The organism is Bacteroidales bacterium (genome assembly GCA_035647615.1).
Classification (GTDB): domain Bacteria; phylum Bacteroidota; class Bacteroidia; order Bacteroidales; family 4484-276; genus SABY01.
Genome location: DASRND010000036.1, coordinates 149,230 through 166,057, shown reverse-complemented (window position 1 = coordinate 166,057; position 16,828 = coordinate 149,230). Strand labels below are relative to the sequence as shown.

The 16,828-nt window shown below is 46.6% G+C and carries 18 protein-coding genes and 1 pseudogene; 13 read left to right on the top strand and 6 right to left on the bottom strand.

The window, feature by feature from the left end; genetic code table 11:
- The first annotated feature begins 4 nt into the window (after positions 1–4).
- From VFC92_12830 to VFC92_12775, 12 genes and pseudogenes are all read left to right on the top strand, one after another.
- Positions 5–1,375, top strand: a complete 1,371-nt coding sequence (locus VFC92_12830; protein ID HZK09065.1) for an NAD-dependent succinate-semialdehyde dehydrogenase — start codon at positions 5–7, stop codon at positions 1,373–1,375.
- 115 nt (positions 1,376–1,490) lie between these two features.
- Complete coding sequence (locus VFC92_12825; GenBank protein HZK09064.1) at positions 1,491–1,736, top strand: AbrB/MazE/SpoVT family DNA-binding domain-containing protein; 246 nt, start codon at positions 1,491–1,493, stop codon at positions 1,734–1,736.
- Positions 1,727–2,050 carry a type II toxin-antitoxin system PemK/MazF family toxin gene (locus VFC92_12820; GenBank protein HZK09063.1) on the top strand — a complete coding sequence of 108 codons (324 nt, stop codon included), beginning with the start codon at positions 1,727–1,729 and terminating at the stop codon, positions 2,048–2,050. The genes VFC92_12825 and VFC92_12820 overlap by 10 nt, the downstream gene beginning before the upstream one ends.
- 90 nt (positions 2,051–2,140) lie before the next feature.
- Positions 2,141–2,842 (top strand): hypothetical protein, encoded by a 702-nt coding sequence (locus tag VFC92_12815; GenBank protein ID HZK09062.1) that lies wholly within the window; start codon positions 2,141–2,143, stop codon positions 2,840–2,842.
- Positions 2,843–2,949: 107 nt separating this feature from the next.
- Positions 2,950–3,177: pseudogene (locus VFC92_12810) on the top strand (hypothetical protein).
- A 310-nt stretch (positions 3,178–3,487) separates the two neighbouring features.
- A complete protein-coding gene (trmD, locus tag VFC92_12805; protein ID HZK09061.1) occupies positions 3,488–4,183 on the top strand; it encodes a tRNA (guanosine(37)-N1)-methyltransferase TrmD in 696 nt (231 codons plus the stop codon).
- Positions 4,184–4,199: 16 nt separating this feature from the next.
- Positions 4,200–4,805: a YigZ family protein gene (locus VFC92_12800; GenBank protein HZK09060.1), complete on the top strand. Its 606-nt coding sequence runs from the start codon at positions 4,200–4,202 to the stop codon at positions 4,803–4,805.
- 230 nt (positions 4,806–5,035) lie between these two features.
- Positions 5,036–7,534, top strand: coding sequence for a peptide-N-glycosidase F-related protein (locus VFC92_12795; GenBank protein HZK09059.1), 2,499 nt, complete (start codon positions 5,036–5,038; stop codon positions 7,532–7,534).
- A gap of 342 nt (positions 7,535–7,876) precedes the next feature.
- Entirely contained in the window at positions 7,877–8,446 is a 570-nt protein-coding gene (locus VFC92_12790; protein ID HZK09058.1) for a D-sedoheptulose 7-phosphate isomerase, read from the top strand.
- Positions 8,443–9,156: a nucleotidyltransferase family protein gene (locus tag VFC92_12785; protein ID HZK09057.1), complete on the top strand. Its 714-nt coding sequence runs from the start codon at positions 8,443–8,445 to the stop codon at positions 9,154–9,156. Before VFC92_12790 ends, VFC92_12785 begins: the two co-directional genes overlap by 4 nt.
- Positions 9,128–9,694: an HAD-IIIA family hydrolase gene (locus VFC92_12780; GenBank protein HZK09056.1), complete on the top strand. Its 567-nt coding sequence runs from the start codon at positions 9,128–9,130 to the stop codon at positions 9,692–9,694. Before VFC92_12785 ends, VFC92_12780 begins: the two co-directional genes overlap by 29 nt.
- A gap of 173 nt (positions 9,695–9,867) precedes the next feature.
- On the top strand, positions 9,868–11,340 hold the full coding sequence (locus tag VFC92_12775; protein HZK09055.1) for a sodium:solute symporter: 1,473 nt from the start codon (positions 9,868–9,870) through the stop codon (positions 11,338–11,340).
- A 299-nt stretch (positions 11,341–11,639) separates the two neighbouring features.
- Here VFC92_12775 and VFC92_12770 read toward each other — a convergent pair whose 3' ends face one another.
- Genes VFC92_12770 through VFC92_12745 form a run of 6 tightly spaced genes read right to left on the bottom strand, consistent with a single transcriptional unit; the run spans position 11,640 to position 15,471 of the window.
- Positions 11,640–12,188 carry an ATP-binding protein gene (locus VFC92_12770; GenBank protein HZK09054.1) on the bottom strand — a complete coding sequence of 183 codons (549 nt, stop codon included), beginning with the start codon at positions 12,186–12,188 and terminating at the stop codon, positions 11,640–11,642.
- 17 nt (positions 12,189–12,205) lie between these two features.
- On the bottom strand, positions 12,206–12,949 hold the full coding sequence (locus tag VFC92_12765; protein ID HZK09053.1) for a PHP domain-containing protein: 744 nt from the start codon (positions 12,947–12,949) through the stop codon (positions 12,206–12,208).
- Between the two features lie 15 nt (positions 12,950–12,964).
- A complete protein-coding gene (locus VFC92_12760) occupies positions 12,965–13,300 on the bottom strand; it encodes a DRTGG domain-containing protein (GenBank protein ID HZK09052.1) in 336 nt (111 codons plus the stop codon).
- Positions 13,301–13,309: 9 nt separating this feature from the next.
- Positions 13,310–14,665 (bottom strand): [Fe-Fe] hydrogenase large subunit C-terminal domain-containing protein, encoded by a 1,356-nt coding sequence (locus VFC92_12755; protein ID HZK09051.1) that lies wholly within the window; start codon positions 14,663–14,665, stop codon positions 13,310–13,312.
- Positions 14,666–14,694: 29 nt separating this feature from the next.
- Entirely contained in the window at positions 14,695–15,108 is a 414-nt protein-coding gene (locus tag VFC92_12750) for an ATP-binding protein (GenBank protein ID HZK09050.1), read from the bottom strand.
- Between the two features lie 18 nt (positions 15,109–15,126).
- Positions 15,127–15,471, bottom strand: a complete 345-nt coding sequence (locus VFC92_12745) for a DRTGG domain-containing protein (protein ID HZK09049.1) — start codon at positions 15,469–15,471, stop codon at positions 15,127–15,129.
- 311 nt (positions 15,472–15,782) lie between these two features.
- Here VFC92_12745 and VFC92_12740 point away from each other — a divergent pair, with 311 nt between their 5' ends.
- Entirely contained in the window at positions 15,783–16,802 is a 1,020-nt protein-coding gene (locus VFC92_12740) for a branched-chain amino acid aminotransferase (protein ID HZK09048.1), read from the top strand.
- Positions 16,803–16,828 lie beyond the last annotated feature (26 nt).

The window sequence follows — 16,828 nt, the reverse complement described above, 5'->3', positions numbered from 1 at the left end:
TAATTTGAAAACCATTATGAAAAGTATCAATCCTTCCACCGAAGCGCTCATTCGCGAATACGAGGCATACACTATCGAACAGTGCAATCGGATAATCGATCAGGTGCAAGACGCCTGGAATCATTGGAAAACCACGACGATGGATCACCGCTCGCATTTGATGATGCGGGTGGCAGAAGTTTTGGAAAATCGGCGGGCTGAACTGGCGCTACTCATGACAAACGAGATGGGCAAGCCGATGCGTGAGTCGCACTCCGAAATAGAAAAGTGCGCCTGGGTGTGCCGTTATTATGCCGAAAACACTGCAACTATTTTAAAAGATGAAACCATTGTTAGCGACGCTACCCGCAGCTTTGTTGCCTTTGAGCCGCTGGGGGTGGTGCTTGCCGTTATGCCCTGGAATTTTCCATTTTGGCAGGTGTTTCGTTTTGCGGCTCCCGCGCTCATGGCCGGCAATGCTGGTCTGCTCAAACACGCCTCCAACGTAAGCGGCTGCGCGCTGGCCATCGAGTCGGTCTTTGAGCAGGCCGGTGCCCCGGAAAATCTGTTTCGCACGCTTCTCGTAGGCTCCGATAAGGTGGACGCGATATTGGCGCATCAAAATATACGCGCAGCAACGCTCACCGGCAGCGAAAATGCCGGCAGTAAAGTGGCCGCCACCTGCGGACGACTGCTCAAGAAAACTATGCTGGAGCTTGGTGGCTCCGACGCCTTCATCGTTTTGGCTGATGCCGATATGGAAAAATGTGTCGAAACAGCCGTAACTGCCCGCATGATCAATACCGGCCAGAGTTGCATTGCCGCCAAACGGTTTATTGTGGTTCGGGAAGTGTACGAAGATTTTGTGGCGCGCGCCGTCCGCAAAATGGAAAGTCTGAAAACCGGCGATCCCGCCACCGACGACATCGATTATGGCCCCATGGCACGCCGCGACCTAATGGACGCGCTTCAGGAACAAATTGACAAGTCTGTAAAGATGGGCGCCAAACTGCGCATGGGTGGACATCCGCTGCAGCGAAGGGGTTTTTATTTTGCTCCGGCTGTGGTCACGGATGTTACGGCTGGCATGCCGCTGTTCGATGAAGAAACCTTCGGCCCGGTGATGGCGGTGATAAAAGCCGACAGCGCAGCGCACGCCATCCAGCTCGCCAACAACAGCAATTATGGACTGGGCGGAAGCCTCTGGAGCCGCGACACCCGGAAGGCGGAGCAGTTGGTGCGGCAGATCGAAACGGGCAGTGTGTTCGTCAACGGGATGACGAAATCTGATCCCCGCCTGCCTTTTGGTGGCATAAAAAACTCCGGCTACGGCCGCGAGCTTTCCCACTATGGCATCAAAGAGTTTGTGAATATTAAAACCATTTGGATAAGATGAAGTGGTTTTTCTTTTGAAAACCTGAAAGGTTGAATTTAAAAAAAATGAATTATTATTTAAATTGACATTTCAAGAAAAGTAATAACTTTGTAACTACAAATTTAAAAGATTAAATATGGAAGCATCAATTGTTCAAATAGGAAACTCTAAAGGAATTCGATTTAGCAAGACGATTATCGAAAAGTATAATCTTCGTGATAAAGTTGAAATTATTCTTGAAAAAGAGCGGATTATTATTAAACCATTGGCAACACCAAGGAAAGGCTGGGGTTTGGCTTTCAAAAAAATGGCCGAACATGGCGATGACGTATTACTTTTTGATGATGTATTTGAAGACGAAATTTTAGAGGAATGGAAATAAACCAGTATCAAATCATTTTGGTTAATCTCGACCCAACGATTGGCGGTGAGATAAAGAAAACCAGACCTTGTGTTGTGATTTCACCAAACGAGATGAACTACTATCTTCGAACGATTGTAATTGCTCCCATGACAACCAGCACTAAGAACTACCCGACCAGAGTCGAAACAAAACATGACAATAAAGTTGGATGGGTTGTTATTGACCAAATCAGAACGATCGACAAACAACGAATTATTAAACAACTGGGATGGCTTTCAGATACTGAGATTAAAGTGGTGAAAAGTGTCATAAGAGAGACTTATGTCGATTGACAAGACATCCTTAGGATTTGGGATGGTAAAACAACTGTAAAGAAAATCACAGAGGGTTATCTACGATCAAAATGTATTTGGAAATTCCCTATGACAAACAAGAATTACATTCTCATAGTCTATTTGATTTTGCTATTTACAAATAGTGTTATTTCACAAGAACTGCAGGGCACGTTTTATGAAAAAGACAACAGTGAACATTCAGAATATTTTCATTTTGATAGCAGTTATGTTGACTTCGTGATCAGCAGTGATGGCTGTCTTAGAGTTAATTTTCGGGGTAATGGGTTTTATGAAATAGTTGAGCATTACCTGATCATTAAAACAGAAGAAATTAAGAATCCAGAATCGTTTTATGAATCCTTTCCCAATAACAAAAAAGTATCAAGTGTTAATGTTTTGAGTTTGGAAGGAGAAACGATTCCTTATGTCCAAATTGCATTTATCGATGAAGAAAACAAAATTATATCCGGGATCTTTACGGATATGGATGGCTTGGCATCTGTGAAACCTGATTTTGAAATTAAAAAACTCAAGGTTTCATTTGTCGGTTTTCAGGGATTAACATTTGACTTTCATGAAGGGATGGATTATGAAGTTTATCTGTCGGACGGGGTAATTCTCGAATATAAGGATGTTGTTTTCAAAATTAACTCGATGGGTCAGGATGAACTGAACCTAACTTTGCTTTCCATAGATTTCAAATACAAGAAAAACCTGAAGACGGCTTTGCATAAACTCGAAAGGAAGACGGCTAAATTAAGCCAGAGCCGAAGGAGTTATGTGAAATAGAATACATAGTAGCTTCACTTTTGGGAGCAGGATTTTAAGGAAATGGCTGAACGAGACGATAGATGATTGAAGCGTGTTTTTAGTGTTTATCAAAAATTTATTTTAAAATGACTAAGGAGACATCGATAAGGCTTTTTGGCTCAAAAAAAATAAGAGTTCAGTGGGATAATGAACAGGAGAAATGGTATTTTTCGATAGTTGATGTAATCGAAATCTTAACAGAAAGTGTTAATCCCAGAAAGTATTGGAGTGTTTTAAAAACCCGATTAAAAAAGGAAGGCAGTGAGGTGGCTACAAATTGTAGTCAACTGAAGATGCAATCATCAGATGGGAAATACTACAAAGGTCCAAGAGTGTTTCAGAGTTTTTTAAAGATTGGCTCCTCGTAAAAAAAAGTCTGTTAACTGATGGGTAATTGTTTCGATATCCCGCACGAGACCATACTACAAACCGCCAAACCCCTTCCAAAAAACATTCTTTCACAGAAGGAACCTCCTCCCCTGCAAAAAATCGATTTTGCTACCTTTGCCAAATGATGCAAAATTTTATAACAAAAAGCTGCCGGTTTATGAAACCAATGGTCCAATGTTGGGGCAGAAAATCAAAAGATATTCAGCGCATTGCTCACATCAAAACTACACTGTGATGCGTATCGACATACTCACCATCTTTCCAGAGATATTTGCCGGCCCTTTCGATCACTCCATTATCAAGCGGGCAAAAGCGAAGGGGCTGGCCGAGATCCATATCCACAACATCCGCGATTATTCCATCGACAAACACCGGCGTGTAGATGATTATGCCTACGGCCATGGCGCCGGAATGGTGATGGCCATTCAACCCATTGCCGACCTGATCGACAAACTGCGCGGTGAACGGGATTATGACGAAGTAATTTTCCTTACACCCGACGGCCGGCTCTTCGACCAACCCACCGCCAACCGGCTTTCTACGTTGCAAAACATCATCCTGCTCTGCGGACATTACAAAGGTATCGACGAGCGGCTGCGCGAGCATTACATCACCCTCGAAATTTCCGTTGGCGACTATGTCCTTTCGGGTGGCGAGCTGGCGGCAGCCGTGGTCACCGATAGCATCGTGCGGCTCATCCCCGGCGTGCTGGGCGACGAAACTTCGGCGCTTTCCGATTCGTTTCAGGATGGTTTGCTTAGCCCGCCGGTTTATACCCGCCCGGCTGATTACAATGGTTGGAAAGTTCCCGAAATACTTTTGTCGGGAAACGAAAAAGCCATTTACCTGTGGTCGATGGAGAAAGCCATCCAAAAAACCAAATCCCGCCGGCCTGATTTGCTGGATGAGCAGGAAAGCAAATCGTTATGAATCGTCACGTTTTATTATGGAAATAAAAGATACTTACAGAACCCTGAGCCGAAAATCGGAGGGCAGCTATAAAGACAAGGGTAGCAAATTTATAGCGCATGCCATGCCGATGCAAAGCGAGGAGGAAATAAAAGAGGAGTTGGAGCTGTTGCGCAAACATTATTACGACGCGCGTCATCACTGCTATGCCTGGATATTGGGACATCATCAGGAGGAGTACCGCGCCAACGACGACGGCGAACCTTCGGGTACTGCCGGAAAACCCATCCATGGCCAATTGCTTTCCAACGAACTGACCAACTGTCTCATCGTGGTAGTTCGGTATTTTGGTGGCATCAAGCTCGGTGTGCGCGGACTTATCAACGCCTACAAATTTGCCACTGCCGACGCCATCGCCAACAACGAAATTGTAACCCGGATTATCAAAGATACTTTTGAAGTGAAATTTGACTATGCCGATATGAACGACGTGATGCGCATCATAAAAGAAGAAGACCTGGAGATTGTGGCGCAGGATTTCCAGATGACGTGCAGGCTTACCTTCGCCGTAAGGCAAAAACTTTCAGAAAAAGTACAGCAACGTTTCACAGATTTTCACAAAATAGAGATAGAGAAAATGTAGCTTGTAATAAAGTGCCTTGTGTTGCAAACTCTCACAACTTTACGCAGTAGAGCTCCCATCCCCGCTGGCTTGCGGGGAGTGGCCGGAGTGAGGTCTAGGGTCGGTGTGAGATCAAATCCCCCCCCCCCCAATTAGCAAAATAAATTTATCTAAAAAATTATGAAAGTGTATTAATAAAATACCCTACTTTTGAAAAAGCTTTTAAAAGTAAAACATAAAACAAAAAGTTTATGAAAACACAATTACTCACACTTGTATTCCTGCTGGCTTTCCTGACGGGCATGTCGCAGATAGTTTCGACGTATGATTTTAACAGCCTTGATGCCGGTGATTTGAATGGCCAGGACAACTGGAAGACCATTGCTCACAGCGCAGCAGCCTCTCCCGATTTCGAGATTGGCTATGCCAGTGGTACGATTGTATCGCCCGATGGCAGCCAGTTTGTAATTTACCCACACGGTGGCCCCAACGTTGGGCGCACGGCTACCCGGAAATCGACTGCTAATTTTGAATTCGACTTTTCGGATGGCGTGATCGAATTAGAGGTAGATATGCACAGAAACTGGTGGGGCGTTTTCTTTGGTGTTGGCTTCGATGCCGACGGTGACGGACATATTGCTCCCGGCCTTTCCACCGAACCCAACGATGGGGGAGTGTATATTTATTTGCGCGAAGCAGCCCCTGCCAGCAACAAGCTTGTGCTGCCTTCAGGCACCGAAATTAGTTTTGCGGCCAATACAGAAGGGTGGATACGCTATAAAATGGTGATGGATTTTACGGCCAACGGCGGCGTAGGAACCATCGCTCTATTTTACAAATTGGGCACTTTGGGCGATTGGCTGCCAGCAGCCGAAATTCAAGGGATAAGTATGGAGCTTACGCCCGGTTCCGGAACCAAAACCGATAATACGGTTTGGGATGGGATATTCTTCCATTCGCAGGGAGGGGTAGGCGGCTTTGATAATATTTTGGTACGTCAGCCCGACCTGAACGGACTTTACCAGTTCATCAACTTTCCGGCTATTGGCAACAAACTCACCACGGATGCGCCTTTTCAACTTCAGGCAACTGCCAGCTCCGGTTTACCGGTTGTTTATACAATTATAGAAGGACCAGCTGCCGTTTCCGGTAACATTCTTACTCTTGCCGGGGAACCGGGAATAGTAAAAGTAAAGGCTTCGCAGCCCGGCGACGATGTGTATGCACCGGCCAACGAACTCATCAATGAGTTTGAGGTGGTGGATGCATCCTCTTATTCCGCTACGCTTAAAGTAAGAAGGCCTGTGGACGGCAACAAGGTTTATATGGATGAGCTGAAGCCGGTGATGTTTGTGGCCGAATCGGAGGTGGAGCATCCGGAGGTGCTTTTTGTCGAATCACTTACATTCAGTCTGGAAGGCCAATTATTGCATGTTATCATTCGTGATAATAACCACTATACCACTTACTGGACACCGCCGGCCTTTGGAAATTACAGCATGACTGTAAGCAGTGCCATCACTGGCGGTAACGTTACTACCAAGGTGGTGAATTTTGAAGTTACCAATGAAATTTCAGATATGGAAGTACAGACATTTGCCGGCGATTTGGTGAATGCTGACGAGCAAATCGTTTATGGCACCTTTGTTTTTCCAACTTTTACAGGGGCGTTTTCTACTATTAATTCAGTTCTCACCATTTCGTGTCCGGAGGGCGGCTGCGATCCTTACGACCGCGTTTCGCATGTGGAAGTAAAAGACCTCGACGGAAATTGGATTGAAATGTACCGCTACCTAACACCGTTTGGTGTGGGCTGTAGCGATGAGGCCGACGTTACCGATTATGCTTCGTTGCTTCAGGGCGAAGTGGATGTGCGCTACCATTGCATTACCTGGGACAAGGGGCTTTTGATTGATATTCTTTATGAGTTTACCAAAGGCACTCCCGAATATCTCTACTCATGGGTTACTCCAATCTGGAGGGGAGAATATTCTTTTGGAGATATGTCCAATCTGCAACCGGTTCCTCCGGCAGTTTATAATTTCCACCCTGATGCAACCGCCGCAACGCTAAAGGTGATGACTACCGGACACAATTGGGGTGAAAACAATACCGGCAATGCCTCAGAATTTTATCATGCTACCCATTTTATAAAGGTGAATGGAAGCCGCACTTTTACGCAGGATTTGTGGTCGGTGTGCAATCCCAATCCTGCCGGTTGTCAGCCGCAAAACGGCACCTGGATTTATAACCGTGCCGGCTGGTGCCCAGGTTCTATCGGACGTATCTTTGATTTTGATATGACGAGCTTTGTGGGCACTTCAAACCTCAACCTGGAATATGAATTTGATCCGAATTATGTGGATTTGTGCCATCCATCAAATCCTGACTGTGTTACAGGGATTACCTGTCCCAATTGTGAGGATACTTTTAACCCCCTGATGAACGTGACCACCCATGTAATTACCTATAGCAATATGATTTCGGTTTCGGTGCCGGCTCTGGAATTGACAGGTCTGCGTGTTGACCCCAACCCTGCATCCGACTTTTTTACACTGGAATCCTACCAGCCTGACCGCAATCAAAATTCAACAGTTGAATTTATTAACCTTTCGGGAAAAGTAGTTTCAAGATTTGCCTGGAACGGAGAACGCATGCAAGTGGATGTGCGGTCATTCTCTACCGGCCTCTACCTGCTTAAAGTTACAAGCAAAGCGGGTGTGGATGTTAAAAAGGTGATAATCCAATAAATCAGATTAAATTTAAAAATAGCTCCTTCTTCGCCTTTTGGTGGAAAGGAGCTTTTTTTATAGCCTTATCCCCGATGCTTACCCGACACGGAGAAGGGAGCTCACTTTCGTGGCATTATGGTAGAACCTAAACGAAGCAAAACATTTCCCAAACACTCTCAATGCCTGGCAGTAGAGCTCCCATCTCCTTCAGGAGAGGGGTCGGGGGTGAGGTCTGAATAGTCGGAGGTAAGATTAAAAAATAGCTTCGCAATCTTTCAAACATTGATGCTGATAAGCTCCCAATTCCCAAGTCTGATCGCCGAAAAAATTATCTTTGCACCCTTTTCACACATGGGCGTTATGATCAAAGAAATTATACAAAGCAGTATTGACCTTCGGCAGGCACTTCTGGCTGACGACAAATTACCGGAAATGCTGCAGGCGGTTGCCGATGCGATGACCGCGACATTTGCTACTGGTGGGAAGGTTCTGTTTTGTGGTAATGGTGGCAGTGCTGCCGACGCACAGCACCTGGCGGCAGAACTTTCGGGTCGTTATTATTACGATCGTCCACCGCTTTATGCCGAAGCGCTGCACACCAACACCTCGTTTCTTACGGCTGTTGCCAACGACTATAGTTTCGACGAGGTGTACGCCCGCATGGTAAAAGCGGCAGGTCGCGAAGGCGATGTGCTGGTGGCCATTTCTACTTCCGGCAACTCTCCCAACATTATCAAAGCATTGCTCGCTGCCACCGAGGCAGGTATGGTCACCGTTGGACTTACCGGTAATGATGGTGGTAAGATGAAAACCCTTTGCAGCCTGCTGCTCACCGTACCTTCCAACGATACGCCGCGCATCCAGGAAGTGCACATTATGCTAGGACACATTATTTGTCAGTTTGTCGAATCAACCCTTTTCCCACGATGATAAAAGAAGCCATTATTCTGGCCGGAGGGCTTGGCACACGCCTTAGCGGAACCATTGCGGAGGAATTGCCGAAATGTATGGCGCCGGTAAATGGCCGCCCGTTTCTCGATTATCTGTTGCAATACCTCGATGATTTGGGATTAAAACGCGTAATTCTTTCGGTCGGTCATAAACATCAGCTTATCACGGAACACTATGGAAATGTTTTTGCCGATTTGCAGCTCGACTATGCCATCGAATCAGAACCGTTGGGTACCGGAGGAGCACTGCGACTGGCGATGCAGCAAGTGCAGGAGCCGCTGGTGCTGGTGATGAATGGTGATACCTTTTTTGAAATGGACGTGCCAAAACTTCTTAACGCACAGCGCAGCAGCGAGGCTGTGATCACCCTTGCATTGTATGAAGCGAACGATGTGAGCCGTTATGGCAGCGTGACCATGGATGAAGAGCGCCGGATTACCGGTTTTGCTGAAAAAAATCAATCTACTGGCAAAGGATTGATCAATGCTGGGATGTACATGATCAACAAGCGATATTTTAATTCAAAACAGTTGCCGGAGAAATTTTCGTTTGAGCGCGACTTTTTGCAAAAATATTACTCCGCCGACAGAATCTTTGGTTTGATATGCCGCCAGTATTTTATCGACATCGGCATACCAGCCGATTATCAAAAAGCACAAGATGACTTTAAAGAATTTGCATATTTCTAAATCCTGGACGCTTTTTCTGGATCGCGACGGCGTAATCAATGAAAGGATTGTGGGCGATTATATAAAACAAACCGATGAGTTCAGGCTGTTAAGCGGGGTGGGGGAAGCCATAAAAATCTTTAGTGAAATCTTTGGACGCATCGTAGTGGTTACCAACCAGCAAGGTATTGGTCGTGGGCTGATGACAGAAGAAATGTTACATGAAGTTCACCGGAAGATGCTTCAGGAGGTGAAAGCTGCCAGCGGAAGCATCGACAGGATTTATCATTGTAGCGGGTTGGCCAAAGATCGTCCTTTCGACCGCAAACCCAATGTGGGCATGGCACTGAAAGCGCGGAAAGATTTCCCGGAAATTCGTTTCAAAAAATCCATCATTGCCGGCGATTCCCGCAGCGATATGCTCTTTGGCCGGCGCCTGGAGATGACCACCGCTCTTATCGGCGAAAGCCACAGCATTGCCACCGAAAATCCAAGGCTGGTGAATTATTATTTTCCGTCGCTCCTCGAAATGGCGCAGGCGATAATTGATCCCAAATAACAAGCTGAAAATGATGAATAAATCAAAAGAAAGAAAATTTAAAACAGAAATCACCGGAAACCGATTTGGTTATTGGGGTTTGGATGTAATGATGACAAATTCTAATCAGACCATCCGCTAATTTATCTTTGTATTAATACCCAAAACAAATCTACCAACCTCTCAAGTTTACTATGTCAGCCTCGCTCATTTTCATTTGTTTGCTTGCCTACACACTGCTACTTTTCATCATTGGTTATTTCACATCACGTAATTCCGACAACGAGTCGTATTTTCTGGGCAACCGCAAGTCGCCATGGTTTGTGGTGGCCTATGGTATGATCGGGGCGTCACTTTCGGGGGTTACTTTTATCTCCATCCCGGGCTGGGTCACCGACAGCGGGTTCTCGTATATGATGGTGGTGATTGGCTATTTGTTTGGGTATTTCGCCATTGCAAAAATCCTGCTGCCGCTTTATTATCGCCTGCAACTCACCTCCATTTATACCTACCTGCTCGACCGCTTTGGCTATTGGTCCTACAAAACCGGAGCTTTTTACTTTTTGCTCTCGCGCGTCATCGGTGCATCTTTTCGCATGTTCCTGGTGATTAACATCCTGCAGATATTTGTCTTCGACAGCTTTGGAATTCCGTTTTGGTTAACCGTGGTGTTGTTCATGCTGCTGATCAATCTTTACACTTTTAAAGGCGGCATCAAAACCATTGTCTGGACCGACACGCTCCAGACTACCTTTTTGCTGGCCAGCGTCGGCATTACTTTTTATATTGTCCGCGATCATCTGGGGCTTACGCTCGGTGGATTGGTCAATAATATCTTCGAAAGCAAATACTCGCAGATGATCTTTACCGACTGGCACGACAAGCGTTTTTTTCTCAAGGAGTTGATTTCGGGCGCTTTTATAGCCATCGTAATGACGGGTCTGGATCAGGATATGATGCAGAAAAACCTGAGCTGTCGTAATCTGCGTGATGCTCAGAAAAATATCATCACCCTGAGCTGGATATTGGTGCCGGTAAATCTGTTGTTTCTGATGCTCGGCGCAGCGCTGGCAATGTACGCCGATCAGATGGGTATTGTTATGCCGGGCACCTCCGACACACTTTTTCCCGAAATAGCGCTCAACCACCTTGGCGTGGTGGCGGGTATCGTCTTTATCATTGGCCTCATAGCTGCCGCCTACTCCAGTGCTGACAGTGCATTGACGGCACTCACCACCTCATTTTCCGTCGATATATTGGGCATCAATCGCAACGACAAACTTACCGAGCAGCAGCGGAAACGAATCCGCTACACCGCACATTTTGGCATTGCCGCACTGCTGATTCTGGTTGTTATTGCTTTTAAAGGGATCAACAATGAGGCTGTTATTAAAGAACTTTTCACGGTGGCCGGTTACACCTATGGGCCGTTGCTGGGGCTTTTTGCCTATGGGCTTTTTACCCGTCGCCCGGTGTCCGATCGCTGGGTGCCTTTCATTGCATTTCTTTCGCCGCTTTTGTGTTATCTGCTGAGCAGCTTTTCGGTGGAGCTATTGTCGGGGTACAAGTTTGGGTTTGAATTGCTGATCATCAACGGGCTGCTCACCTATGCAGGGCTGTGGCTTTCGTCTTTGCGGATGTCTTCAGCCGGAAAAGTTACCGGATAATCAAATCCATATTTTTTATAAAATCATTACCTTTTTATTTTTGGGGCTAAAGCCCTACTGATTCTCACATCCTTTGTTCCCCGGCCTGAAGGCCGGAGTTAGTATTCCTTGCACCATTTTATTCGTGTGTACACCTTAGCCAATTGGAGAGAGGTCGGGGGTGAGGCTTTAGGGCTGTTATCCTTTCGCTGCGCTCAAGGCTTGCATCCCACTGTTTTTAAAATTCAATAATATAATTTTGATCCTCAATCTTTATTTGCTACTGTAACTTCTACCGTCTGCCGACTGCCACCTGTCTACTACCGCGTTGCTTTTATCTCATCCAGGTTTTCGTCGATCATGCTGATGAGATAGCGGCGCATCTGTGCGTTGGCCATAGGTGTGCCGTCGAGGGCTTCTTTTACTTCACGCGTATCAAAACAAAAGCTTTCCACGGCGGTGGTATGGCGATACACAAATTCGACTTCGGGCCGCGATGCTGCCAAATCTACAATCACACTGCTGATTTCGCCAAGCGGCGGACGGTCGATATTGTTTAATCCAAATTTTGCTGTTACCGTGGTCCCTTTTCCTACCTCTGATTCGATAGAAATCCCACCGCCGGTTTGTTCGGCATTTTGCCGAAGCAGCGGCAGACCCATGCCCACTTTTCGGGTAGTGCGCGAGGTTGTGTATGCATCGGTGACGGTTGCCAGCATGTGGGGAGGTATGCCCCGGCCATTGTCAGTTACGGTGAGTGTGAGAACATCTTCATCTTCGCTTTCGCGGATATCAACCTCGATGAGTGTGGATTTGGCGCTGATGGCGTTGTGTACGATATCGAGGATGTGCAGGGCTAGATCTTTCATCAATAATAAGTTAGAAATTATTTTTCTTCGGCCACGAAGCGTCCATCTCTGTTATGAAGTGCTAATTTAATTTCGTCAAAGGATGGCTCGCGAAGGTGGAAAAGTGTGTGGCAACGTCCGATGTCTTCAACATAATGCGCATCGGAGCTGCGAATAAATGTTTTGTCGGCAAGTTGTGGGTAGGCTTTTTTAAAATTTTGGGTGGTGACGTGACGTGACAGTTCCAGCGCGTCGTAGTTGAGGTCGGGAGGCACAAATCCCAACTGACTGATGAGGCCAAATGCCGGGCGGTTGATGTGTGCCGGAATGAAGATTCCGTCGAGTGCGTGTACCTGCTGTTCTATTTCATCTATATCCTGATCGATGGCCATAATCAGCAGGCGCTCTTCCTGATAAACGATCTCTTCGTTTTCGTCCACCTGCACCTGGTCGCCAAAAGCTTTAGGGTCGTTAGGAAAATCCTGCATGTGCTCCTGGAGGTAGTTTTCGAAAAGATCGAGCCGCTCAAAGTCGGGCATAAAAGCCAGACAATGCACCTCCTCGCTCGAAGTGACCTCGGCGCCGCAAAGCACAGCGATGTTGCGGGCAGCAGCCAGCTTGTGAATCACCTTGCAGTGGCGCGTGCTGTTGTGATCGGTGATGCCGATAATATCGAGGTGACGTTCTGCGGCAATATCCACAATGGTGCGTGGACTCATATCCAGACTGCCACAGGGCGACAGCAGGGTATGCATATGCAGATCGGCGCGATAATTTTGCATCTTGTTATCCTTCTTCTATTTTTTTAGTAATTCATAAATTTTGCCACTAACCTCAAAAGCGGCAAGCGAAGTGCCCAGGATAGGAATATCCTCCTGGTTGCTTTTGTTGATGGCTTCGGGTTCGGGTTCAAATCCTTTCACAATTACAATGGCTGCCAGGTCTCGTAGCGAGGCGATGGCCATGATGTTGCGATGTGTCTGCAAGGTTACCCAAACGTCGTTTTGGTTGCAATGTCCCATTACATCGCTCATCAGATCGGAGGTGTAACCACCTTTGATCTCATTTTCGAGCCCTTGTTTGCCACTGAAAACTTTAAGTTCCAGGGCTTCTACTAAATCTTTTACGGTCATTTTCTGTAATTATTTATTTTCGTTATCAATTTTATTGGCACCCCATATTTTTTTAACAATCTCAATAGAGACTTCGGGTTTGAGCATTCCTTTTTGTTCATAGCGGCGCTGGATGAAGATGCAATTCTCCATCATGGCGCGACCCTGAACGATGTCTTCGGCCAGAGCCTGACATCCGGGTGAACCGCAGGCGCCACAGTCGACCATGGGCAACATCTGCATGATCTGGCGAATCAGTTTCATTTTGCGCAAAGCTTCGCCCATGTCTTCATCGAGTTTCATCATCGAACGGGGTTTAATATCTTCGATGGTGAGCAATGGGAGAATCTCCTTGTCGAAATAAAGCATCGCCGAAGGCTGCTTTCCTGATTCATCAGCGGCACATTTGCGTGCCCGGCTTCGCATACGTTCGGCGGTGAGAAACCGGTTTTCGGTAGTAAGCACGCCACCGGCACAGCTTTCGTCGCAGGAACGAAGTTCCAGAAAGTCGAATGCCGGATGCTCTTCCTGCTCCAGCTTCTCAAGGAAGTTGGTTACATTATGAACCCCGTCGATGGCCATGTGTTTCCCGGTAACCTGGCTTGCCTCTCCGTTGGTAAGGCTCCACAGCACATCTGCGGAGCCAGGCATGATAGCTTGCTTTTCGTTTCCTTGTAAGAAATCGCCCTCATCTGCCTGCAACTTTGCCGACACCTTATTATATATCTCATCCATGTTGATGACACCCGAAATAGGAGAGGCTTGACCCTCGGCGGGACTTTTGATGGCTGCAATTTTGGCGGCGCATTGGGTTATATAAAAAATTCCGGTTTCCTCCTGGCTGGCACCCTGCTGCTCCAGGTGATGCCTGAACCAGATAGCGGCGGCATCGAGTGGTGGCTTGAGAAGCATGAGATGATGCACCAGCGCTGGAAATTTAACCTGAACAAGCCGGACGATGGCCGGACAGAAAGTAGAGATCAATGGCTTTTCTTCCCTATCTTCGGCCAACAATTTCCGGGTCTCCTGGCGGATAAGCCTGGCGCCGTTTTCGATCTCGAATACGTGTGTAAATCCTAACCCCAGCAGTGCATGTGTTATTCGTCCAATACTATATTTAGTAGGAAACTGGGCAAAGAAAACTGCCGGTACAAGCGCCACACGATATTTGAAAGGAAAGATACGGCTAAAGTCGTCCTGCTCGATAATGATGGCGCTGACAGGACAAATCTTATAGCATTCGCCACAATCGATGCAGCGGTTGTCCATCAAACGTGCCTTGCCGTTTCGCACACGGATGGCATGCGTGGGGCAGATGTTCATGCACTTGGAGCAACCGATGCACAACTCGTCGATAATTTTGAGTGCATGGTGGAAGTCACTCATTTTTTTGCCGGTGGAGTTATCGGAGCTATTCATTTAAAATTCACTATGATTTCAAGGCGTGTTCCCACACCTACAGTACTTTCTATGTTGAGTGAGTCAGCATTTTTTTTGATATTTGGCAAACCCATTCCTGCGCCAAATCCCATTTCGCGCACGCGCGACGAAGCCGTGGAGAATCCGGCTGTCATGGCAGCATCGATGTCGGGGATGCCAGGCCCCTGGTCGTCGAGAACCATCACGATCCGATCAGCTTCAATGTCGGCTGTTAAGGTACCTTGACGGGCATGTGCCACGATGTTCACTTCGGCTTCGTACAGCGACACCACCACCCGCTTGATGATGGTGTAGTCAAGGTCGAGTTGTTTGAGCGCCTTTTTGATGTCGCTTGAGGCACTGCCTGCGCGGCTGAAGTTGCCTCCTTCTATCTCATAAGTGAAAATCATGACAGGTGAAATGTTTTATTAATAAACTGGTTTTAATCCATGGTTGTATAGAATGCCGCTGCTTTTGAAGATGGAATAGGGCGTTTCGAGCATCACCATGTCGTTTTGGCGTGCAAGCTCAATCATCTCAGGTGTTGCTTTTTTGCCACGTGCAAGCAATATGGTATGGATGTCGGCCATCTCGGCGGTACGTATGGTTTGTATGTTCGACAATCCTGTTATCAGCAGCGGGCTGCATGTATCCAGGGTCAGCACGTCGCTCATCAAATCGGATGCAAAAGCGTGCTCAATGAGGCGATGATTCTCCGCATCACCACACACCAAACGGGCTTCGAGTAATTGCATCAGCAAAGGGATTTTCATAGTATCGGCAGTTAAGATAAAAGTCAAATGGGGTTTTCTGTTGTTACTAATTTTAAAAATGCTGTTTTACTACCATCAGACAAAAACAAAAATAGACTGTTCGCGCGAAAAACTTTGTTGCGTAAGGTTTTGTAGCTGACACAGGTTCTGTACTTGGGTTTTAATAACGAAGTTTGCATACCCGATTTTGGTTCTCAATTTATGTCATTACAGTAGTAATTGCAGGTGGTGATGTAAAACAGAGCGCTTCTGAGGGATGGATTATTTTTTACTTTAGCGAAACATTTTTTTATCAAACCATAAAAAATATTATGATGGATATAGATTGGAAAAACCTACCATTCGGCTACTTCAAAACCGACTACAACGTGCGCTGTTACAACCGCAACGGTAAGTGGGGAGAGCTGGAAGTGTCATCTTCAGAACACATCAATCTGCACATGGCAGCTACTGCTTTGCACTACGGGCAGGAAGCTTTTGAGGGCATGAAAGCTTTCAGAGGTGAAGACGGAAAAATACGCTTGTTTCGCTGGGAAGAAAATGCCAAAAGAATGCAGCGCTCAGCACAGGGCGTAATGATGGCCGAAGTTCCTGCCGAGCTTTTTAAAGAAGCGATTTTTAAAGTAGTGAAGCTTAACGCTAAATATGTTCCGGCTTACGGCTTTGGCGCATCGCTCTATTTGCGTCCTTTGCTCATCGGATCAGGACCTGAAGTAGGCGTGAAGCCTTCGGGCGAATATCTGTTTTTGGTATTCGTAGGACCAGTGGGACCCTACTTTAAAGAAGGTTTCAATCCCGTCAACCTTCAGATAATTGGAGACTACGACCGTGCAGCACCCTTTGGAACAGGTCACATAAAAGTTGGTGGCAACTACGCTGCCAGCCTGCGCGCATTGGTACGAGGCAAAGAAGAAGGCTTTTCAAGCGTAATCTTCCGCTCTTCGGCCGATCGCAACTTAATCGATGAAGCCGGTCCTGCTAACTTCTTCGCCATCAAAGGCAACAGCTACATTACTCCCAACTCACCATCGGTGCTGCCCTCTATTACCAATATGAGTCTGCGTCAGCTTGCTGCCGATATGGGCCTGAAGGTAGAATTGCGCAACGTGGCTGTGGACGAATTAGGTGATTTTGACGAAGTTGGTGCCTGCGGTACTGCCGCGGTGATTTCGCCCATCCATAAAATTGTTGACCGTCAAACAGGAAAAACTTACGAATACTGCAAAGACGGAAAAGCTGGTCCTGTAAGCACCAAGCTTTACAATAAACTGCGCGCCATTCAAGAAGGTCGCGATAAGGATACTTACGGCTGGAGTCAAATCGTGGAATAGACACCATATTATAATATTAATAGAAA